Origin of the sequence: Halomonas sp. TP35, from assembly GCF_052375975.1 — a bacterium.
GTDB lineage: Bacteria > Pseudomonadota > Gammaproteobacteria > Pseudomonadales > Halomonadaceae > Vreelandella > Vreelandella citrativorans.
In genome coordinates this window covers 117,629-137,005 of record NZ_JBQSUZ010000006.1, presented here as the reverse complement: position 1 = coordinate 137,005, position 19,377 = coordinate 117,629, and the positions used below count along the sequence as shown (strand labels likewise).

The following is a 19,377-nucleotide window of genomic DNA, read 5'->3' as shown; positions in this document are numbered from 1 at the left end:
CCGCGTTATGCTCACCCCAAACGATCATGCCCACTTTCGTGGGCATGATCGTTTAGTGTATGTATCATTCTTAGAACGCGCCGTTGGGCGGTAAACATCAAATATCGGGCGGTATGTCTTCGTGGTTTTCTGTTGTGACCATAAAAGAGCTTTTAAACATCATGTATAACCCGATGGCGGAAAACACCAAGAACAGCACAAACATGCATAACATCAATCCCATCGCCATAACGCTTGTTCCTGAAATGCGCGGCTACTGCATTGGCATGTTCTAACCGCTTAGATTTAGTATGCTGCAAGGATAGACTAAATCGGCGACGTCATCTGTACAAATCTTTTGCAGATTATAAGCAGAAAGCAACAATGTTATAACTTTCAACAACTTAAAAAAACACACAACGCAAAAAAACCACATCGCTTACGCGAAGTGGTCATTTTGCATCTCAGCCAATCCTTGGCCTCGACGATTAGCATATCCTTATGCTAATACAAATGAGCGGATGAGTGTCCTTTAACGTCCTGTTCTTCTACTTGGCTCCTGCCTTCCCTTACTTCCTACCAATCCGCTCATGTTGTTCCTACTCATGATATTGCAGGCTTTAGGCCAACCACCAACATAAAAACATAAAAACAATTAAATCAATGACTTGAAACAAAAATACTTTTCTAAAAAACAACTAAAACCCTCTTTAACCGTGTGCAAAAAAGGCACATGCGACAAAAAATACCTGCCCATTAGATGGCAACCGTGACACTAAGCGCCACTGGGGAAGCTGAACGTTTGGCCATTGCTCACTTTATTTCGGCCAAAACGTACTACTTATTACCCTAACGTGTTATTGCTGGCTAATATAAAGAGAAGGCAAGATACTTCGAAGGCGCACTTGGTATGGGCTACTGCGTTGCTGAGGCAGCCGTACTGTTTTATGCAAGAATGGTTTTACGCAAGACTGTTTCTACTCACGACTATTTCTGATCAACAAGAAGGGATCATTCAATGAAACGCACATGGGCGATGGGTGTAGTGCTATTAACCACACTGCTGGCGATCAGCGGTTGTAATACGATTCATGGCGCGGGAGAGGATATCTCGGAAGGCGGCCAGGCGATTGAAAGAGCAGCGGAATAACCATAATGATGACCGTCTATCTTTCACACGGCTTGGAAAGCGGGCCCGGTGCCTTGAAAATTCAAGCACTCAAAGGGATCGCCGAAACGCTCGATGATTGTGAGCCGGTCGTTATGGATTACCGTGGCATGGCAGAGCCCCCCAGGCGGCTGGATCATCTGTTGGATACTCTGTCAAAACGCAATGATAACCCCGCAGCATGTGTGCTAGCGGGTTCAAGCTTGGGAGGATGGCTGAGCGCTGCGGTTAGCGCTCAGCATCCCCTTTTAGGTTGTTTTTTACTTGCCCCTGCGCTTGGCTTACCGGCGTACCCCGAAACCTCGCCGATAATTCAGGCTCAGCTTACCCATATCATCCACGGCTGGCAGGATGACGTCGTACTGCCCGGCCCCGTTATTGAACGCGCCCGGTTGCAGCAACTCTCGTTACGGATGGTTGATGACGACCATCGTCTTCACGCTAGCCTGGACACCATACTGAGCGACTTTGAGCGTTTTCTAACGCAGTGCCAAACGCTTACCAAGCAATCAATGCTCGTTTAGCGCGAACAGTGGCACCATTATTCGTCTGCCAGGGCGGGTAGCAGCGTCTTTAATTTACGCGTTAGTGTATTGCGCCCCCAGCCTAACAATTCCGCTGCTTCTCCTTTACGCCCACCGGTATGTTTTAACGCCGTCTCAATCAGAATTTTCTCAAAGTCGGGTACGGCCTCTTCCAACAGATGTGTATGCCCTTCGGCCAGAGCACGGTCGGCCCATTCCCGAAAGGCGGTGCGCCAGTCGCCGTGGCCACCGCTTTCAGTTGCCTGGGGGGAGCGTAGCTCTGGCGGTAAGTCCTCCACCAGAATTTCACGCCCAGACGCCATTACCGTTAACCAGCGGCAGATATTTTCCAGTTGGCGCACGTTACCCGGCCACGACAGGCGCGTCAGGTGCTCCTCGGTTTCAGCCGTGAGTACCTTGATGTCGGTGGCAAGTTCTTTGGCGGCTTCAGCAAGAAAATGCCGTGTGAGTCGTGGGATATCCTCACGGCGTTCGGCAAGACGCGGCAAGTGAATGCGGATAACATTCAGGCGGTGAAAAAGGTCCTCACGAAAGCGCCCATCATCCACCAGCGACTCAAGGTTCTGGTGTGTCGCGGCGATAATCCGCACGTCGACCTTGACCGGGGTATGTCCGCCCACTCGGTAGAACTCACCGTCGGCCAATACGCGCAGCAAGCGAGTTTGGGTTTCAGCCGGCATATCACCGATCTCATCCAGAAACAGCGTGCCGCCGTTGGCCTGTTCAAAGCGCCCCTGGCGCTGGGCAGCGGCCCCGGTAAACGCGCCTTTTTCGTGGCCAAACAGTTCAGACTCAATCAGATCACGCGGGATAGCCGCCATGTTCAGGGCAATAAACGGCTTGCCCGCCCGGGGGCTGTGCTGGTGGAGTGCCTGGGCTACACGTTCTTTACCGGTGCCCGACTCGCCATTGATGAGCACAGTAATATGCGAATGAGAGAGCCGCCCAATGGCCCGAAACACCTCCTGCATGGCCGGGGCTTCACCAATGATTTCTGCGTTCAAACCTTCGGGAACGCTGATCGGTCGTTGGCGCTCGCGCGCATGAGCCACCGCCCGGCGCACAAGCGCCAGCGCTTCATCCACATCAAACGGCTTGGGCAGGTACTCAAACGCACCGCCTTGATAAGAGGCCACTGCACTGTCGAGATCCGAATGAGCGGTCATGATGATGACCGGCAAATCCGGGTGCGCCTCACGGATGTGCGACATAAGATCCAGCCCATCAATGCCCGGCATGCGAATGTCAGTCACCAGCACATCCGGTGGGGTTTTCAGCAGTCGTTCCAGTACTGTATCGGCGCGTTCTATGCACTCTACATCAAGATCCGGCTGTGCCAATGCACGTTCAAGCACCCAGCGGATAGCGCGATCGTCATCCACAACGACCACCCGTGCAACCTCGTTACGTGTCGCCTCTATCATGATGCTTCTCCGGTGCAATTAATAACCAATGGAATCAGTAAGCGGAACTCGGTGTGCCCGGGGCGTGAGTCACATTCAATCAACCCTTGATGCTGATGCAGGATCGACTGAGCGATGGACAACCCCAATCCGCTGCCTTCAGCACGCCCTGACACCATCGGGTAGAAGAGCGTCTCTTTAAGCCCTTCCGGGATACCAGGGCCGTTATCGATCACACCCACCTCGCTCACTAACCGGTGGCGCTCAGCACCCAGGGTGAACTGGCGCCGGGCACGGGTGCGCAGCATCAATTCGGGCACAGGGGTCTCGGCATCGCTCATGGCCTGCACGGCGTTCCTGGCCACGTTAAGCACGGCCTGGATCATCTGCGCCTCATCCCCGGAAAGGTCCGGCAGGCTAGGGTCGTAATCGCGGCGGATGGTGATATTCGGATGTTCAGCCACCAGCAGCGTTCTTACCCGCTCCAGCACTTTGTGGATGTTCACCGGCGCGTGCTTAACAATGCGATTCGGGCCAAGCATCGAATCCACCAGATCACGCAAGCGGTCAACCTCCTCCACGATGATATGGGTAAACTCACGCAATTCAGGCTTATCCAGGTCACGCTCTAATAGCTGAGCCGCCCCGCGGATGCCGCCCAGCGGATTTTTCACTTCATGGGCCAAGCCCCGGGCCAGCACTTTGATGGTTTCCTGGCGCGTGGTGAGCGCTTCCTCGCGGGAAATTTGCATCAAGCGGTCACGAGGTTCTACTTCCAGCAGAAGCTCGTCTTCCGACAGGGGCGTCACGGTGTAATCCACCGTCAGCGCCTCACCGTTAACCGGGGTAATGCGCGCCTCGCGCTGGGTGTAGGGATGAAAGGCATCCCGCGCCTTGGCCAACACCTGGTCGATACTTTCATCACCGCCCAGCAGGGTATCCAGGCTGCTCCCCTGCACACGGCTAAAGCTTACTGCCAACAGCGCTTCGGCGGCAGGGTTCATCCAGCGTACGCGGAGCTCACCGTCCAGCAGCAGTACTGCCATGGAGAGATGTTCTAGTAAACGCTGATACATGAAGTGTCCTGAATGTCGCTGATAAAAACGTTCAATACGTAAGAGAAACTGCAAAAAGCACGCCAGGTTGGCCCCTTTCATCAGCATGCACGCCTTGTGGGCGCCAAGCCTTGATTCAACGAGCGTTAAGCGCGCAACCTGCCATGGTGCGATCCACCACATGCACTATTTTAGTGCATGGAGTACCGTTAAGGCGTACCCTTTCACTGGTTAAGTGCAATAAAAAACCCCGCCGAAGCGGGGTTTTAGGGCTATCGCGTCAAAACGCGATTAGCAGCTGTAGTACATATCAAATTCGATGGGGTGCGTGGTCATGCGAATACGCTCCACTTCTTCCATCTTGAGTTCGATATAGGCATCAATCATATCGTCGGTGAACACGCCACCTTCGGTCAGGAACGCACGGTCAGCGTCGAGCGCTTCCAGAGCCTGGTCCAGGCTGTTGGCAACGGTCGGTACCAACTTGCCTTCTTCTGGCGGCAGGTCGTACAGGTTCTTGTCCATGGCATCGCCAGGATGAATCTTGTTCTTGATGCCGTCGATACCTGCCATTAGCAGAGCAGCAAACGACAGGTACGGGTTAGCGGTCGGGTCAGGGAAGCGGGTTTCAACGCGCTTGCCTTTGGGGCTTACCGTATAGGGAATCCGGATAGAGGCGGAACGGTTACGGGCGCTGTAAGCCAGCATAACCGGCGCTTCAAACCCCGGTACCAAACGCTTGTACGAGTTGGTCGAGGCGTTGGTGAAGGCGTTCAGAGCGCGTGCGTGCTTGATCACACCGCCGATGTAATACAGCGCCATTTCCGACAGGCCTGCGTACTCATCACCGGCAAACTGGTTCTGACCATCTTTCCAGAACGACTGGTGAATATGCATACCAGAACCGTTGTCACCAACCAGCGGCTTGGGCATGAAGGTCGCAGTTTTGCCGTACGCGTGGGCCACGTTGTGGATCACGTACTTCATTTCCTGAACTTCGTCCGCCTTCTTCACCAGCGTATTGAATTTAACGCCGATCTCGTTCTGCCCCGCATTCGCCACTTCGTGGTGGTGAACTTCAACGGTCTGACCAATCGCTTCCAGGGTGTTACACATCGCGCCACGAATATCGTGGAAGCTGTCGACCGGAGGAACCGGGAAGTAACCGCCTTTAACGCGCGGACGGTGCCCCAGGTTGCCACCCTCTACCTGATTACTGGTCGCCCAAGCGCCCTCATCGGAAGAAATCTTGTACATGGAGCCCTGAATGTCGGACTTCCAATGCACTTCGTCAAAAATGAAGAACTCAGGCTCCGGACCGAAGAAAGCAGTATCGCCCAAGCCGGTAGACTCCAGGTACGCCTCAGCGCGCTTAGCGATAGAACGCGGGTCACGGTCATAGCCCTGCATCGTGGCAGGCTCGATGATATCGCAACGCAAAATCAGAGTAGCGTCTTCGGTGAAGGGGTCGAGGAAAGCAGTGCCGTCTTCCGGGCGCAGGATCATGTCGGATTCGTTAATGCCTTTCCAGCCCTCGATTGAGGAGCCATCGAACATTTGGCCATTCTCGAAGAACTCTTCGTCTACATCGCGGGCAGGCACGGTAACGTGCTGCTCTTTACCACGAGTATCGGTGAAACGCAGATCCACCCACTTAACATCATGTTCTTCAATTAGCGCGAGAGTCTTGGCTGACATTGTGCCTCCGATATGGGCGTGGCTTAAAGCATGTAACAGTAAGCTATCGATAAAAGTGTTATTAGACAAACCCCGTCATTTAATAAAGTGCGTGCCTGACAGGCCTATCCTTTTTATTCGCTTAACGTTTGCCTGAAATTGAATCACACATCGCCTAGCGATCATTTCAAACCGGCTATTGTTGTAGCACGCCGAGAGGCATCTGCCTACGGTGGCTAGCCGCTGACAAATATAATGCAGAGAACATGCCAACCCTGCACCAACATGTCCTACGAAATCACTAACCTGTTGTTTTAAAGTATATAAAAAATGCGCCTACATGCCTCTCTATGACGCATAAATATTTCCCGAGGCTTCTAAACACACGCTGACCTGTTTTTTTGACCCAAAATAGATCAAATATAAGTATAAGCGCACCTAATTGGTGCATAAAAAGACATTGAGCGCCCCTCTCAGCTTCCAACCCACCGCACGGCGCGTCAACGCCCTACACTTTTAGTCGCTTGCCAAACATCATGGCCCCGGCTTTTGTGGTGTTCGCCATTTTATTGAGCAGGATAGAGCCCGTGGCACCCATCACTATCAGCAGCAGCACGTAAACCGCTATAGGCAACGCCAACGGCATCACCAGTGCATCGGTAATGGCAAAAAACATGGGGTGCGCCAGGTAAATACCAAACGAATACTGGTTGATATAGCGCACCCAGCGAGGCGCTGTGATGTCTTTTAAATAACGCATCGCTACAAACGTTGAGAGCATGAACAGCGGTATCACCCACACTTCCTTGGATGAGAACTGCAACCAACCCGCCACACTGGCCGCGACCAGCAGGCAAACCAACACGACCAGCCACAAAGGCCACGACAGGTACTGCATCCATAAAGGCCGCAGCGGTGCCTGGGCTCCACTATCAAAGGGGTAGTAACGCACCAGCACCAGGGCTAGAAAGAACAGATATATCCAGCCCAGAGGCGCCACCCAGAGCAGATACCCCGGCAGCGCCACACCCAGCCAATACGCTACTCCCCAGTACGTCATACTCACCCAACAGCTCACCCACAGCCACGGCACCGGGTTAAAGCGCCACAGCTGCCAACGGGTAAACAGCCAATAAGCGATATAAAACTGCATGGCGATAATCAAGAAATAACCGTGCCACCCGGCGAAAACAAAGTACTCCAGCGCATTGGCGGCAAAGCCTACCGGCTCCCCTGTCATATACAGCTGAACCCACTCGGCTGTCGAGTAGATAAAGCCATAAACCAGATAAGGCAGCATGACGTACTTCACCCGTTGGGCCAAAAAGCCGGGCGGCACTGCCTTGTCATAGCGCATGGCAAACACAAACACTGAAATGAACAAAAAGATCGGCGTGCCCAATACCAACGGCAGGCGCATCAGGTCGGTGGCCAGGTTATCCACACGCTGATTAACGTGGTCCAGCAAATGAAATAAAAACACGGCCACGCAGCCGTACGCACGCAACCAGTAAATTTCCTCTATCCTTTTATGCATACCTGCTCCATGTATGCTTGACATTCGCCTGCGCTGAACAGTGTCGGCGGGTACGGTGTACGACGCTATAACCCTGCGATAATTCCCGGAGGCTGTTTGTCACTCTTCTCATTTTCAAGTGTATTTCATGGGTTGTTACGTTCCTTGTTGACCAGCCTGGCAGCCTTGGCGGGCCTATGGAGCCTGTTTAACACCGCCGTTGCTGGCGAGGTGCACTACGACACCTTTGACTCGCCCACGCTGGGCCACGACTACCCTTACACCGTGTATCTACCCGACCATTATGACGCCAATGCCGCCGAGCCTTACCCAGTGGTTTATCTGCTCCATGGCTCTTTTGGCAACGAACGAGACTGGCTAGCCAAGGGCAACCTTGCCCAAACCGCTGATCGTTTGATTCGCGCGGGGCACATTCCTCCTGCCGTTTTCATCATGCCCGGTAGCCGCAGCTGGTGGGTAGACGGCCATAATGAGGCCGCCCGCAGCGCCTTTTTTAACGACCTGATGCCGCATGTTGAAAACCAGTACCGAGTGGGCGCCACGCGAGCGCTTCGCGGCGTAGGCGGGCTATCCGCCGGAGGGTTTGGCGCGCTTAACTTTGCCCTGGAAAAGCCCGAGATGTTTGCCGCCGCCGCAGCGCTAAGCCCGGCAAGCTATCTTCCGTATCCGCCGAGCAATTCCTCAGCACACCGCCATCCCGCGTTTTTGGATGAGCAAGGCAATTTTGATACTGCTTTATGGGACCAGCTCAACTACCCCGCTTACCTTGAAGCGTATCGCATTAACGTAACGCCCCGGCCCAGCGCAGAAGAGAGCGACATCCCGATCGTGCCACTTTACATTAGCGCAGGCCGCAGCGATGTGTACGACGCCGAGTTTCACGCCCGCCAGCTACGCCAAGCCATGGAACGCATTCAGCCTAATGATGTACGCTTGGACCTCTACCCCGGCGGGCACACTTGGCGCGTTTGGCGTGCCAGCCTACCTGCGGCCTTAACCTTTATGTTTCAGCACATTGGCAAGGGCCCCATTAACCAATAACTAGCAAAATCAATAAAAATCAAACTACACTTGTGTTTTTCGGCCCACTTACAAGGAAACCACGATGCATCGACATATCGAATGGGAAGACCCCGGCAAAGACAGCGTATCCAAACTGTTTGCTAACGACCACCATGAACACGCCCGCATTGGCACCGGCGATATTTTATCCGCCCGCTACCAAGGCAAAATTGTCCACGTAAAAGTGGAAGCCTACCGAGAAGAAGACGCCGTTAGTATTGGCAGCGTTGCCGCCATCATGGACACCAAAGGCCACCATATTAAAGGCCTTCCTGATCTCAACATCGGTGACATCGTCCGGCTCCCCGATGACAAGCGCGCCTTTGAACACTGGGACAAGGACAAATAAGCGGTTCCAACACCGCTATTTCAAAGAGCCTCCATTGAGGCTCTTTTGCTTAAAGCTGGCCTCTAGCGTTAATTCCAAGGCAGCACTACAACCTCACCAACTTTCAAGTATTAACCCATTCAAGCAGCGCGGCAGTAACCGTTAGCGCACCCGCGATGGAGGGATGGCCATCTAAATACCCCGGCTCTTTATCGCTCGCGCAGGGATCAACTTTTCCATTATCGCTCATATCGACCACTGACGGTTCATCCCCGCCTGTGCGGGGATCGCCTTTAAGCGCCATTGACCTTAGTCATACTTAGCGATTAGCCACCGCGCAAACTGCCTTTCACGTACATGCTACGCTTAATGCCATCCCCCTTTGATGACAGGACTTTCCCGATGCGTTTACACCCTCTTTTAGGCGTACTGCTGTGCGTTGTGGCACTGCCAGCCTTGGCGCAACCCACCAATGAATGGGCGGGCTACGACGATGTATTTGAGCGCGGTGCGCGGCAGGCCAATGTGTGGGAGTGGGGTTGGACAGGTATTTATGGCGCAAGCCTTGTGGTGGATGCTTATCAGGCCAGCGAGGCAAGCGACCGCGATGACCGTTTTGATGCGCGGATCGGTGTGGTGAAATCAGCATTGGCGCTTGGCGGGGTGTTGTTGGATAGCCAGCCACACCAGGCGGCGTTGGCGCAGTATGAGCGCTTAAAAGCCCGTGGTGAGCTAAGCGGTGTGCAAGCGCTGGGGTTGGAACTTGCCCAGGCCGAGCGGGCACGCCGTGGCTGGGGTGAGCGGGTGAACTCACTGGTGATTAACGGCATTGCGGGCGGTATTATTGCGGCCGATGGCCGCGAGCGTGACGGGGCGATGAACTTTGCCATGGGCATGCTGGTCAATGAGCTTCAGATTTGGACCCAGCCCAACCAGGCGTCTTCCGCTATTAACCGCTTTCAGCCCGCCCGCGTTTCGCTTGGCCCGGTGACGATGGACGGCGAGTACGCGCTGCTGGTCTCTCCCCAACAGATTAGCGCTACATGGCGTTACTAAAACGCCCTGTAGATAAGCACCTTTGGGAGGAGTGAGTAAGCGCGTTTGCCATTGTCACGACGCAGTAAGCACGTAAAATATTCAGCAATTTTTTTGGCTTCGCCAATTGTTATGTTATAACTTATTCTATTGTTAAGAGGGTACTCTGTGAGTCATCGCACACACCGCCATAACCGGGAGGGGCCTTGCCACTTCTCTTTAATGTCATTGTCGGCCACGAAACGGCTGCTATTGGTGACGATACCGCTTGTGGCGCTGTGGGCGCTGGTGGTGTGGGCTGGCGGGTGGCCCAAATGAGTCAGCGCACGTCATCACGCTTACAGCTTAAGAATTTGCACTTGGCCCAAGGGCATCGCACCGTGCTTGAGCATGTGGATGGCGATATCAGGCCGGGGGCTATTACGGCGTTAATTGGTGCCAATGGGGCCGGTAAAAGCACTCTGATCCAGGCGATTATGGGCGAACTTCGCCCGGCAGGTGGCAACGTAATATGCAGCGTTCCTTCTGAGCGCCGTGCCTGGCTGCCCCAGCAGTTGGCGCTGGATTTAACCTTTCCCATGAGCGTGGAAGAGCTGGTCATGACCGGGAGTTGGCCAAGCCATGGGGCACTGAAAGGCTACTGTGCGGTGCACTACCGTAAAGGTCGCGACATCATGGCGCGTTTGGGTATTTCGCACTTGGCTCACCGCCCTTTAGGCGAGCTTTCCGGTGGCCAGCGCCAGCGGGCCTTGATTGGGCGTACGTTAATGCAGGAAGCCGAGCTGCTACTGCTGGATGAGCCTTTTGCCAACGTGGACAGCGACACGGTCGATATTTTAATCCGCATCCTGCGCCAGATGGCCGATGACGGTACGACGATTATTATCGTTCTGCACGATATGGACCATTTACGCCGCTTGGCCGATGAAATATTGATGTTAAACGGCGGCCATGCCCGCTGGGTGGCACCCAGTGAACTACATCATCAGCAACTGCCCGCCCAAGCAGTACCTTTTTCACTGGGAGAGCACCATGCTGGAACTGCTTAATACGTGGCTGATTGCGCCGTTTGATTACGGCTTTATGCGCCGCGCGGTGGTCGGCGGGTTAGCGCTGTCCATTGCGGCCCCGCCCTTGGGCGTTTTTCTGGTGCTACGCGGCATGAGCCTGATTGGCGATGCCTTGGCTCATGCCATTATGCCGGGCGTGGCAATCGGCTTTCTACTGGCCGGGTTCTCGCTGCCCATTATGAGTATTAGCGGCGTCTTGTGCGGATTAATGGTGGCACTACTTGCCGGGGCAGTATCGAAGATAGGCGGCCAGCGTGAAGATGCGGCCATGGCGAGCTTTTTTATTATCTCGCTGGCGGCGGGGGTCATGCTGATCTCTATGGGTGGCAGCAGCGTTGATTTAACCCATGTTCTGTTTGGGTCGATTTTGGCCGTTAACGCCACCGCATTACTACTGATTGCAGGCATCAGCACGCTGATTTTGGTGACCCTGGCCATCATCTTCCGCGCACTGGTGGTGGAGTGTTTGGACCCGCTTTTTTTACGCGGCCAAAACAGCCGCAACGGCTGGGTGCACAGCGTGTTTTTAGCCTTGCTGGTACTCAACATGACGGCGGGCTTTCAAACGCTGGGCACGATGATGGCGGTGGGTTTAATGATGCTGCCCGCCACTGCCGCGCGTTTTTGGAGCAGGCGCCTTGAAGGCTTGATGGCGATTGCCGTTGTGATCGCCATGGTCGCCAGTACCGGTGGCTTGCTGCTCTCTTTTCATCTGGATATTCCCTCGGGGCCGAGCATTATTCTGCTGGCCGGTGTGGGCTATCTTTTCTCGGCGATGTTTGGGCGCTACCACAGCCTGGCTGCCCGGCTAAGGCGTAAAACAGCCCCGCTCAGCGCTGAGGCATCTACGTAACATCATTCAACAGGAGTCGGTATGTCTTTACGGTTATCTTCGCGCTTATTGGTTGGCGTATCCGCCATGTTGGCACTGCCCGCGGCCATCGCAGCAGACCGTGTTCAGGTGGTGACAAGCTTCTCCATCCTGGCCGATATGGTCGAGAACGTGGGCGGCGAGCACGTTGAAGTAACATCGCTGGTGGGGCCTGACGGTGATTCGCACGTCTACTCCCCTCGCCCAAGCGATGCACGCGCACTGACAGAAGCGGACCTTGTGGTGTTCAACGGCCTACTGTTCGAAGGCTGGATGGAGCGGCTCATTGAATCCAGCGGCTACAACGGCGCATTGATAACGGCCACCGATGGCATTAACAAGCTCGACTACCATGATCATGGACACGACCACGATCACGATCACGACCATGGGCATGACCATGATCACGGACACGACCAAGCGCATGGTGAATTTGACCCTCATGCCTGGCAGGATATGGCCCAAGCGCGGATTTACGTTGCCAATATTCGTGACGGATTGATTGAGGCCGATGAAACTAACGCCGATGAGTACCAGGCTAACGCCGATAACTACCTGGCCAACATGGCAGAAGTCGATGCTGAAATTCGTGAGCTCATCAGCGAGATCCCGGCCTCGACCAGCGTGATTACTGGTCACGACTCCTTTGGCTACTTCTCGAATGCTTACGGCGTCAACTTTTTGGCACCTACCGGCTTATCGACCGAAGTAGAACCCAGCGGCGCCAGCATGGCCGAGCTGGTGGACGTGATCAACGACCAGAACGTACAAGCCCTGTTCCATGAAAACATGACCAATCCTGCGGTCATTCAGCAACTTTCTGAAGAGACGAGCCTGCCGATTGCCGGAACGCTGTATGCCGATGCGCTCTCTTCCGAGGGCGAAGCGAGCACCTACCTTGGCATGATGCGCCACAATGCGGTAGTGCTGCACGAAGCACTGGCCCAGCCGGGCCATGATGACCATGCGCATGACGGCCACGACCATGCACATGACGATCATGACCATGACCATGACCACGGGCATGATCACAGCGAGCATAGCCATAGCCACTAGGCATTGGTTGCCATGGTCAGCCACTCTCTAAAACAGGCCATGGCTTGGGTTTCTGGCCGCGACTGTAAGCGCGTCAGCCAGTACCCGCCTAAACTCACCGCGGTGCTGAACGGTTGTACCAAAGCACCGCTGGTGAGCGGGCGTGAGAACATTGAAGGCGGCGCCAGGGCAATGCCTACGCCCTGCTGTGCGGCTTCTATCATGGCAATAGAAGAATCAAACACGATACTTCTTGGCACAGAAACACTGCTTGATAACCCCGCCGCCAGTAGCCACTGCGTCCACTCATCGGTGCGATAAGAGCGTAGCCATGTTTCACCCACGACATCGGCCGGCGTCTTTAGCCGGGTGGCGATGTCAGGCGTGCACATGACCGACAGCGAGGCTGGCAACAAGGGCTGGGCCGCAATACCGTGCCAGGCGCCTGTTCCAAAGCGGATAGCAAAGTCGAACCCTTCCGCGGCCATATCCGTACGGTTGTTATGGGTCGAAAGGCGCAGATCAATAAACGGATAACGCTCCTGAAAGTCAGCAAGCCTGGGCAGCAACCAGCCGACAGCGAACGTGCCCACCGCGCCCACATTCAATACCTCCCGATAGTTCTGCTCGCCTAATTGATCCAGCGTGTGCGTAATCTGATCAAAAGACGCCTTGAGGACCGGCAGTAGCATTTCGCCCTCTTGCGTTAACATCAGCCCGCGCGGCAGGCGGGTGAACAGCGCTACCTTCAACTGGCCTTCCAGCAATTTTACGTGATGACTAACGGCCGCTTGCGTCACGCATAGCTCGGCGGCCGCTCGGGTAAAACTCAAGTGCCTGGCCGACGCTTCAAAGGCGCGCAGGGCTTTTAGCGGTAAGTAGGGACGCACGATACAGACCCCCAAATTTTTCTAATGGCTTATGCAAAATATCGCTGTTTGTCACCTTGTACGGTTCGCCGTAACGTAAGCAACGAATCAGCGGGGCCAACGCCCGATGTTAATAAACAACACGTAACGAGTTTCCAGATGAACAAGATGTTAACAGCAAAGAATGCGCTTATCGTGGCAGGTTCGCTCCTTGTCAGCGCTTTTGGCTATGCGAATGATGAGCCACGCAGCCTTCCGGTAGCGTCGGTGGTCAACGACACCATCGTGGACTTGATGGATGTGCACAATATTCCGGGCATGGCCGTGGCGGTGAGCGTTAACGGCACGCCCTATTACTTTAATTATGGGGTCGCCGATCAAGAGGCAGGCGTGCCGGTAACCACCGATACGCTGTTTGAGCTAGGCTCTGTCAGCAAGACGTTTACGGCGACGCTGGCGGCTTACGCTCAGGCCAGCGGTGCTCTGTCACTTTCCGACCCTGCCAGCCAGTACCTGCCAGCCCTTGAAGGGAGCGCCTTTGATAACATCAGCCTGTTAGAACTGGGCACCTACACGGCGGGCGGGCTGCCGTTGCAGTTTCCTGATAGCGTCAACAACGAAGACGACATGATCGCCTACTATCGCCAGTGGACACCGACGTATGCGCCAGGCACCCATCGGCTCTATTCAAACCCGAGCATTGGATTACTCGGTTACCTGACCGCCCAGCGTCTTGGAAAACCTTACGCCCAGTTGATGGAAACGCATGTGTTTTCAGCACTCGGCCTTGAGCACAGCTACCTGCAGGTACCTGAAGACGCGCAGGCGAACTACGCCTTAGGGTACTCAAAAGAGGATGAACCGATTCGGGTGAGTCCCGGCGTGTTGGACGCAGAGGCCTATGGGGTAAAGTCGAATACCGCCGATATGCTGGCCTTCATTGACGCCAACATGGACAGCTCAGCAGTAGACGAACCCCTACGCGAAGCACTGGAAGCAACACAGATGGGCTACGTCAATATGGGCGATATGACCCAGGGGCTTGGTTGGGAACGCTACGCCTACCCCGTGTCGCTTGACCAACTACAAGCAGGCAATTCGATGGAGATGGTGCTGGAGGCTAACGAGGCCGAGCAGCTTCAGCCACCGTTACCGGCAGATAAAGATGTATGGTTTAACAAGACCGGCTCAACCAATGGCTTTGGCGCTTATGTCGCCTTTGTACCCAGCCAGCGAATGGGCATCGTGATGCTCGCTAACCGCAATTATCCCAACCAGGCGCGTATTGAGGCCGCCCATCATATTCTGACAACGCTTGCGGCTACCCCCTGAAAAAAGACCGCTTTTATGCAGCGAGCCTTCTTCGAGGCTCGTCATTAAGGCGGTCTTTTTGCGTTGCATTTTGGGTTGTGGATAAGGAGACTTGCACTACCGCGATAACCACCCCACTGCAAAGAGCCAATACCATGCGCCTTAACGCCGACTTTAGCCACTTTGCCTGCGTAACGCCGGACCAATATCAATGGGTCGATTCGCCCAGTGCAGGCGTTATGCGCATGATGCTTGATCGCATCGGCGAGGAAGTAGCCAGAGCGACCAGTCTGGTACGCTACGCGCCCAACAGCCAGTTCACCGCACATACCCACGACGGCGGAGAAGAGATTCTTGTACTAGAGGGCGTGTTTGGTGATGAACATGGCCGCTACCCCGCAGGCACCTATCTGCGCAATCCTATCGGCACGGGCCACACCCCGCACATAGGCGATGAGGGTGCGCTCATCCTGGTGAAGCTTCACCAGTTTGCTGCCAATGACATTCTTCAACTGGCCGTTCCTGCTCACCGCTTACCTTGGCAGCCAGATCGTCGCCCGGGTATTACCTATAAAATGCTGCATACCTTTGGCCAGGAGCGTGCCAGCCTGGAACAGTGGGAGGCGGGCGTGACGATTGCCTACCCAACGCTGGGCGGTGGCCTGGAAGCGTTTGTTCTGGAAGGCACCTTGTGCGACGGCGATACCGAATACCCGACGGGCAGTTGGTGTCGCTACCCTCCCGGCGCCGCTCCCCAACTTAGCGCGGGCAGCGAAGGGGTCAAGCTCTACTTAAAACGTGGGCACCTGCGGCTTGATTAACGTGTCAGGCCAAGAAATGGTAGCAGCGTAAGCAGTGCCACCATGACGACCGCCACCATTACCAGGGTGACCTGAAAGGGATGCGCCGCCAAGCGGCGCCATAAGGTAGGTGCATCGCCTTGGCTCACGGCCTCGGCGTGCGCTTGCCGAGCCTTGGTGAAGCGCTCGGCTTGATACACCGCCAGTGCTGCTTCGGCCGCCTCACGCTGGGTTTCATCACGCAGCCAGATCGCATCCACCCCTAAGCGGAAAAAACCGGCCTGCGTTTCATAGGTATCAAAACCATGTTCTGCCAGTAGTGAGCGGACTTCCATGGCTTCTTCATCGGTAACGTAGCGCAGCCGAAACAGCAGGTGTGCCATATCAGTCGCCCATCGCCGCCATTAGGTCGGCCTGGATAACTTCGATCCAGTAGCCGTCCGGGTCTTTCACAAAAATGACGCCCTGCATTTTGCCTTGGTCTGCCCGCTTTATGAACGTCACATCGTGCTCATCAAACCATGCCTGGGCCGCTTCCAAGTCCGGCACGCTAAAGCAGATATGTCCAAAACCCTGCGGTTCGGCATTGCCATCGTGGTAGGCAAAATCGTCCTGGTCTTCGGTGCCCCAGTTATGGGTAAGTTCTAACAGCCCCTTTTGGCTGAAGGTCCAGGCCGTACGCGCTTGGGTATCTTCCGGCACCTGGTCGCTGGCTTCCAGGTTCGCCAGAAAGTAGAGCGAAAACTGCATCTCTTCAAAATCCAGCCGACGCAGTACCTGCATGCCAAATACCTGGGAGTAAAAGGCCAATGAACGCTCGGGGTCTTTCGCCCGTAGCATCGTATGGTTTAAGCGAAACCCTTGGGTTTGCGCAGGGGCCGGACGAACGCCTTTATGCTGTTCACCTTGCAATGTCATCTTAGGCTCCTTATGGGATTATCTGCTAAACGAGTTGATTGAGCGGTTATCTTTGACAAAAACCATACCGTGCACAAGCTTATAGCTAACCGTTTCACACCGCATGATGCCGTTGTGATGACATACCATGAGGGCAGGACAGCCATTATTCCAGCCCCGTTTACCCTACCGGATTCCCCCTTACCCATCGCCTGCGCTTTACAGCACCGCCCAAGGCAAGGATAGTAGCCAGACGACAGGGGCGCTTGAGACGCTCAAGCTGAGATGCACCCTTAGAACCTGAACCGGATAATACCGGCGTAGGAAGTCGCGGTGTCATCGCACCCGATCTACGCTGTGAGGTGGCCATGACATCACTCCCGCTGAGCGACGCGCTTTCCGCTGTACAGCGCACCACACCGTTAGTGCACTGTATTACCAATTTTGTGGCGATGAACAGCACAGCTAACTGCCTGCTGGCTGTCGGCGCTTCCCCTGCCATGCTGCATTCTATCGAGGAAGTCGCTGAATTTACTCGCTTGGCCGGGGCACTTTCGATCAATATCGGTACGCCTTCACCACACTGGGCAGAAGGTATGCAGCTTGCCGCTAGAACGGCCAACGAGAGCAATACGCCTTGGGTATTGGACCCGGTTGCGGTGGGCGCCACTTACTACCGTCAAACGCTTTCACAAACGCTATTGGCTTTTAAGCCCAGCGTGATCCGTGGCAATACCTCAGAAATCATGACGCTTTCCGGCTTGACCCACGCGGGCCGAGGAGTGGATGCCACAGCCTCTACGGATGAAGCGCGTGAGGCCGCCATTAACCTCGCCATGCAGCAGGGCTGTGTTGTCGCGATGACCGGTGTGCAGGATTTTATTACCGATGGAACCCAGCACTGGCGTCTGAGCGGCGGGCACGCGCTTATGCCACGTGTCACTACGCTTGGCTGCGCGTTAAGTGCCACCGTTGCTGCCTTTGTAGCGGCCAGCCCCGAAGCTCCTTTGAACGCCACATTAGCCGCACTTACAAGCTTTGCTATCGCGGGTAGCCGCGCTGGACAACAGGCGGCAGGCCCGGGCAGTTTTCAGGTAGCACTGCTGGACGCCTTGTATCAGCTAACACCTACAGACGTCCGTCAGTTTACCGGGCTGGAGGAAGGCTAATGCGTTTTGATCTTTCGCTTTATCTGGTAACTGACGCTCAACTCTGTAAAGCCGCAGGGCTAGAGCGCACCGTTATTGAGGCCGTCAAAGGCGGCGTCAGTTTTGTTCAACTGCGCGATAAACACGCAAGCGATACCGACATGATTGAACAGGCCAAGCGCTTGAAAGCGGCCCTAGCGGGTAGCGGGGTACCACTGGTGATTAACGACCGCTTGAACGTTGCCTTGCAAAGCGGCGCCGATGGGCTGCATGTCGGCCAAAGCGATACAGCGGTTCAAGAGGCGCGCACGGCCATGGGGCCAGAGGCAATCATCGGGCTTTCGATTAATACCCTTGAGCAGCTTCACGCAGCCCCCGTGGCACTGCTCGACTACGTGGGCCTGGGCCCGGTGTTTGCCACCCAAAGCAAGCAGGACCATGCTAAACCGTTAGGGTTTGAAGGCCTGGCTCAGCTAGCCGCGGCCTGCACCTTGCCAAGCGTGGCCATCGGCGGGCTAAAGGCTGATCACGCCCAGCAGGTCGTTGCAGCCGGTGCCAATGGCTTGGCGGTTATCTCCGCCATTTGTGGCCAGCCTGACCCTTACCAGGCCGCACGGGCGTTTGCTCGACCATGAACCAGCTCGACCATATTGCCGCCTTTGTGAAAGTTGCCGAGCTTGGCAGCTACACGCGGGCCGCCGAGGCGCTGGATCTTTCCCGCACGCGGGTATCGCGCATTGTCATGGCCCTTGAAGAGACGCTCGGGGTGCGGCTTATTCAGCGCACCACGCGACGCCTGCATTTAACCGCCGAGGGCGAGCGCTACCTTGCGCATGCCCAAGCAATTTTACAGGCGCTTGATGAGGCTGCCGCCGACGTAGGCAGCGGTATTTCTGAAATAAGCGGCCGTTTGCGCATCAACGGCCCCATGAGTTTTGGCATGCGTCACCTCTCCCCGCTGGTAGCGCGCTTTATGGTGGCGTATCCTGGCCTAGATGTACGCTTGGATTTAAGTGACCGCCGCGTGGATCTTCTCGAAGAGGGCTACGATGTGGCCATTCGTATTGGCAGCCTGCCCGACTCAAGCCTGATCGCCAGGCGTCTGACGCGCTGTCAAATGCTGTTTTGCGCATCTCCGGCGTACCTTGAAACCCATGGCGTGCCGGCAAACGCTGAGGCGCTTGCGCACCACCGCTGCCTGCGTTACCGAAGCGGTTTAGCCAATAACGACTGGCGTTTTGAGAATATGACGCTGACACCCCAAGGCCCGCTTGAAAGCAACAATGGCGATGTTTTAACCCATGCCGCCGAGGCAGGCATCGGTATCGCTCATCAACCCAGCTTTCTGGTAACGGAGAGCATTATCGCTGGACGCCTGGTTCAGGTACTGCCACAGATCCCTCCTAAGATGCTGGATATTCATGCTATTTATCCTGCGCGGCGCTTTTTACCGGCCAAGGTAGAACGGTTTATTGAAGTGTTAGCGGATGCGTGGGGCAGCCCGCCTCACTGGGAGCAGGAGATGGGATTGTCGCCTATTTCGCAACAGTGATGTCTAATACGCGTGGATTATCTCTGCCGCAAACG

21 protein-coding genes and 1 riboswitch are annotated in these 19,377 nt (G+C 55.3%); of the genes, 13 read left to right on the top strand and 8 right to left on the bottom strand.

Translation table 11 applies throughout. The features are described 5' to 3' along the window. Positions 1-997: 997 nt before the first annotated feature. Entirely contained in the window at positions 998-1,129 is a 132-nt protein-coding gene (locus ACT3RU_RS09655; RefSeq protein ID WP_087108872.1) for an entericidin A/B family lipoprotein, read from the top strand. Between the two features lie 5 nt (positions 1,130-1,134). Next, the gene (locus tag ACT3RU_RS09650) at positions 1,135-1,671 is read left to right on the top strand and encodes a YqiA/YcfP family alpha/beta fold hydrolase (protein ID WP_192527328.1); all 537 of its coding nucleotides are present in this window, start codon (positions 1,135-1,137) and stop codon (positions 1,669-1,671) included. Positions 1,672-1,688: 17 nt separating this feature from the next. Here the strand turns inward: ACT3RU_RS09650 and ntrC are convergent, their stop codons facing one another. From ntrC to ACT3RU_RS09630, 4 genes are all read right to left on the bottom strand, one after another. Next, positions 1,689-3,116, bottom strand: coding sequence for a nitrogen regulation protein NR(I) (ntrC, locus tag ACT3RU_RS09645; RefSeq protein WP_087108876.1), 1,428 nt, complete (start codon positions 3,114-3,116; stop codon positions 1,689-1,691). Next, positions 3,113-4,171, bottom strand: a complete 1,059-nt coding sequence (gene glnL / locus ACT3RU_RS09640) for a nitrogen regulation protein NR(II) (RefSeq protein WP_192527327.1) — start codon at positions 4,169-4,171, stop codon at positions 3,113-3,115. Before glnL ends, ntrC begins: the two co-directional genes overlap by 4 nt. A gap of 270 nt (positions 4,172-4,441) precedes the next feature. After that, positions 4,442-5,848 carry a glutamate--ammonia ligase gene (glnA, locus tag ACT3RU_RS09635; RefSeq protein ID WP_172117682.1) on the bottom strand — a complete coding sequence of 469 codons (1,407 nt, stop codon included), beginning with the start codon at positions 5,846-5,848 and terminating at the stop codon, positions 4,442-4,444. A gap of 487 nt (positions 5,849-6,335) precedes the next feature. Continuing rightward, positions 6,336-7,364, bottom strand: a complete 1,029-nt coding sequence (locus tag ACT3RU_RS09630) for an acyltransferase family protein (protein ID WP_192527326.1) — start codon at positions 7,362-7,364, stop codon at positions 6,336-6,338. A 165-nt stretch (positions 7,365-7,529) separates the two neighbouring features. Between ACT3RU_RS09630 and ACT3RU_RS09625 the strand changes: the two genes are divergently transcribed. Both ACT3RU_RS09625 and ACT3RU_RS09620 read left to right on the top strand, forming a co-directional pair. Beyond that, a complete protein-coding gene (locus ACT3RU_RS09625; protein WP_412767835.1) occupies positions 7,530-8,405 on the top strand; it encodes an alpha/beta hydrolase in 876 nt (291 codons plus the stop codon). Positions 8,406-8,469: 64 nt separating this feature from the next. Further along, a complete protein-coding gene (locus ACT3RU_RS09620; protein WP_087108882.1) occupies positions 8,470-8,775 on the top strand; it encodes a hypothetical protein in 306 nt (101 codons plus the stop codon). 103 nt (positions 8,776-8,878) lie between these two features. Here ACT3RU_RS09620 and ACT3RU_RS09615 read toward each other — a convergent pair whose 3' ends face one another. Continuing rightward, entirely contained in the window at positions 8,879-9,058 is a 180-nt protein-coding gene (locus tag ACT3RU_RS09615; protein ID WP_192527325.1) for a hypothetical protein, read from the bottom strand. A gap of 98 nt (positions 9,059-9,156) precedes the next feature. Between ACT3RU_RS09615 and ACT3RU_RS09610 the strand changes: the two genes are divergently transcribed. The 4 genes from ACT3RU_RS09610 to ACT3RU_RS09595 all read left to right on the top strand — a co-directional run bounded on the left by ACT3RU_RS09610 (position 9,157) and on the right by ACT3RU_RS09595 (position 12,786). After that, positions 9,157-9,810 (top strand): hypothetical protein, encoded by a 654-nt coding sequence (locus ACT3RU_RS09610; RefSeq protein WP_087108896.1) that lies wholly within the window; start codon positions 9,157-9,159, stop codon positions 9,808-9,810. A gap of 293 nt (positions 9,811-10,103) precedes the next feature. Continuing rightward, positions 10,104-10,838: a metal ABC transporter ATP-binding protein gene (locus tag ACT3RU_RS09605; protein WP_087108900.1), complete on the top strand. Its 735-nt coding sequence runs from the start codon at positions 10,104-10,106 to the stop codon at positions 10,836-10,838. After that, entirely contained in the window at positions 10,822-11,712 is an 891-nt protein-coding gene (locus ACT3RU_RS09600) for a metal ABC transporter permease (RefSeq protein ID WP_192527324.1), read from the top strand. The genes ACT3RU_RS09605 and ACT3RU_RS09600 overlap by 17 nt, the downstream gene beginning before the upstream one ends. Before the next feature lie 21 nt (positions 11,713-11,733). Continuing rightward, positions 11,734-12,786, top strand: a complete 1,053-nt coding sequence (locus tag ACT3RU_RS09595) for a metal ABC transporter solute-binding protein, Zn/Mn family (protein WP_192527323.1) — start codon at positions 11,734-11,736, stop codon at positions 12,784-12,786. Here the strand turns inward: ACT3RU_RS09595 and ACT3RU_RS09590 are convergent. After that, entirely contained in the window at positions 12,783-13,655 is an 873-nt protein-coding gene (locus tag ACT3RU_RS09590) for a LysR family transcriptional regulator (protein WP_318779690.1), read from the bottom strand. The genes ACT3RU_RS09595 and ACT3RU_RS09590 overlap by 4 nt on opposite strands. A gap of 147 nt (positions 13,656-13,802) precedes the next feature. Here ACT3RU_RS09590 and ampC point away from each other — a divergent pair, with 147 nt between their 5' ends. Next, the gene (gene ampC / locus ACT3RU_RS09585) at positions 13,803-14,966 is read left to right on the top strand and encodes a class C beta-lactamase (protein ID WP_225733787.1); all 1,164 of its coding nucleotides are present in this window, start codon (positions 13,803-13,805) and stop codon (positions 14,964-14,966) included. Positions 14,967-15,100: 134 nt separating this feature from the next. Beyond that, a complete protein-coding gene (locus tag ACT3RU_RS09580; RefSeq protein WP_192527321.1) occupies positions 15,101-15,766 on the top strand; it encodes a cupin domain-containing protein in 666 nt (221 codons plus the stop codon). Here the strand turns inward: ACT3RU_RS09580 and ACT3RU_RS09575 are convergent. Beyond that, entirely contained in the window at positions 15,763-16,128 is a 366-nt protein-coding gene (locus tag ACT3RU_RS09575) for a DUF6164 family protein (protein WP_087108910.1), read from the bottom strand. The two genes, ACT3RU_RS09580 and ACT3RU_RS09575, sit on opposite strands and share 4 nt — an antisense overlap. 1 nt (position 16,129) lies before the next feature. Beyond that, positions 16,130-16,663 carry a lactoylglutathione lyase gene (gene gloA / locus ACT3RU_RS09570; protein WP_087108912.1) on the bottom strand — a complete coding sequence of 178 codons (534 nt, stop codon included), beginning with the start codon at positions 16,661-16,663 and terminating at the stop codon, positions 16,130-16,132. Between the two features lie 227 nt (positions 16,664-16,890). Next, a riboswitch (TPP riboswitch) is annotated at positions 16,891-16,986 on the top strand. 24 nt (positions 16,987-17,010) lie between these two features. Between gloA and thiM the strand changes: the two genes are divergently transcribed. Genes thiM through ACT3RU_RS09555 form a run of 3 tightly spaced genes read left to right on the top strand, consistent with a single transcriptional unit; the run spans position 17,011 to position 19,342 of the window. After that, entirely contained in the window at positions 17,011-17,811 is an 801-nt protein-coding gene (thiM, locus tag ACT3RU_RS09565) for a hydroxyethylthiazole kinase (RefSeq protein WP_192527320.1), read from the top strand. Beyond that, entirely contained in the window at positions 17,811-18,425 is a 615-nt protein-coding gene (thiE, locus tag ACT3RU_RS09560; RefSeq protein ID WP_192527319.1) for a thiamine phosphate synthase, read from the top strand. The genes thiM and thiE overlap by 1 nt, the downstream gene beginning before the upstream one ends. Beyond that, on the top strand, positions 18,422-19,342 hold the full coding sequence (locus ACT3RU_RS09555) for a LysR family transcriptional regulator (protein ID WP_192527318.1): 921 nt from the start codon (positions 18,422-18,424) through the stop codon (positions 19,340-19,342). Before thiE ends, ACT3RU_RS09555 begins: the two co-directional genes overlap by 4 nt. Positions 19,343-19,377 lie beyond the last annotated feature (35 nt).

Coding starts and splice junctions, on each gene's coding strand:
- ACT3RU_RS09575 (WP_087108910.1), bottom strand. CDS start 16,128: ATGGCACACCTGCTGTTTCGGCTGCGCTACGTTACCGATGAAGAAGCC.
- ACT3RU_RS09620 (WP_087108882.1), top strand. CDS start 8,470: ATGCATCGACATATCGAATGGGAAGACCCCGGCAAAGACAGCGTATCC.
- ACT3RU_RS09630 (WP_192527326.1), bottom strand. CDS start 7,364: ATGCATAAAAGGATAGAGGAAATTTACTGGTTGCGTGCGTACGGCTGC.
- ACT3RU_RS09610 (WP_087108896.1), top strand. CDS start 9,157: ATGCGTTTACACCCTCTTTTAGGCGTACTGCTGTGCGTTGTGGCACTG.
- ACT3RU_RS09555 (WP_192527318.1), top strand. CDS start 18,422: ATGAACCAGCTCGACCATATTGCCGCCTTTGTGAAAGTTGCCGAGCTT.
- glnL (WP_192527327.1), bottom strand. CDS start 4,171: ATGTATCAGCGTTTACTAGAACATCTCTCCATGGCAGTACTGCTGCTG.
- thiM (WP_192527320.1), top strand. CDS start 17,011: ATGACATCACTCCCGCTGAGCGACGCGCTTTCCGCTGTACAGCGCACC.
- ACT3RU_RS09595 (WP_192527323.1), top strand. CDS start 11,734: ATGTCTTTACGGTTATCTTCGCGCTTATTGGTTGGCGTATCCGCCATG.
- ACT3RU_RS09600 (WP_192527324.1), top strand. CDS start 10,822: ATGCTGGAACTGCTTAATACGTGGCTGATTGCGCCGTTTGATTACGGC.
- ACT3RU_RS09615 (WP_192527325.1), bottom strand. CDS start 9,058: ATGGCGCTTAAAGGCGATCCCCGCACAGGCGGGGATGAACCGTCAGTG.
- ACT3RU_RS09650 (WP_192527328.1), top strand. CDS start 1,135: ATGATGACCGTCTATCTTTCACACGGCTTGGAAAGCGGGCCCGGTGCC.
- ACT3RU_RS09580 (WP_192527321.1), top strand. CDS start 15,101: ATGCGCCTTAACGCCGACTTTAGCCACTTTGCCTGCGTAACGCCGGAC.
- ampC (WP_225733787.1), top strand. CDS start 13,803: ATGTTAACAGCAAAGAATGCGCTTATCGTGGCAGGTTCGCTCCTTGTC.
- ACT3RU_RS09605 (WP_087108900.1), top strand. CDS start 10,104: ATGAGTCAGCGCACGTCATCACGCTTACAGCTTAAGAATTTGCACTTG.
- thiE (WP_192527319.1), top strand. CDS start 17,811: ATGCGTTTTGATCTTTCGCTTTATCTGGTAACTGACGCTCAACTCTGT.
- ACT3RU_RS09655 (WP_087108872.1), top strand. CDS start 998: ATGAAACGCACATGGGCGATGGGTGTAGTGCTATTAACCACACTGCTG.
- glnA (WP_172117682.1), bottom strand. CDS start 5,848: ATGTCAGCCAAGACTCTCGCGCTAATTGAAGAACATGATGTTAAGTGG.
- ntrC (WP_087108876.1), bottom strand. CDS start 3,116: ATGATAGAGGCGACACGTAACGAGGTTGCACGGGTGGTCGTTGTGGAT.
- gloA (WP_087108912.1), bottom strand. CDS start 16,663: ATGACATTGCAAGGTGAACAGCATAAAGGCGTTCGTCCGGCCCCTGCG.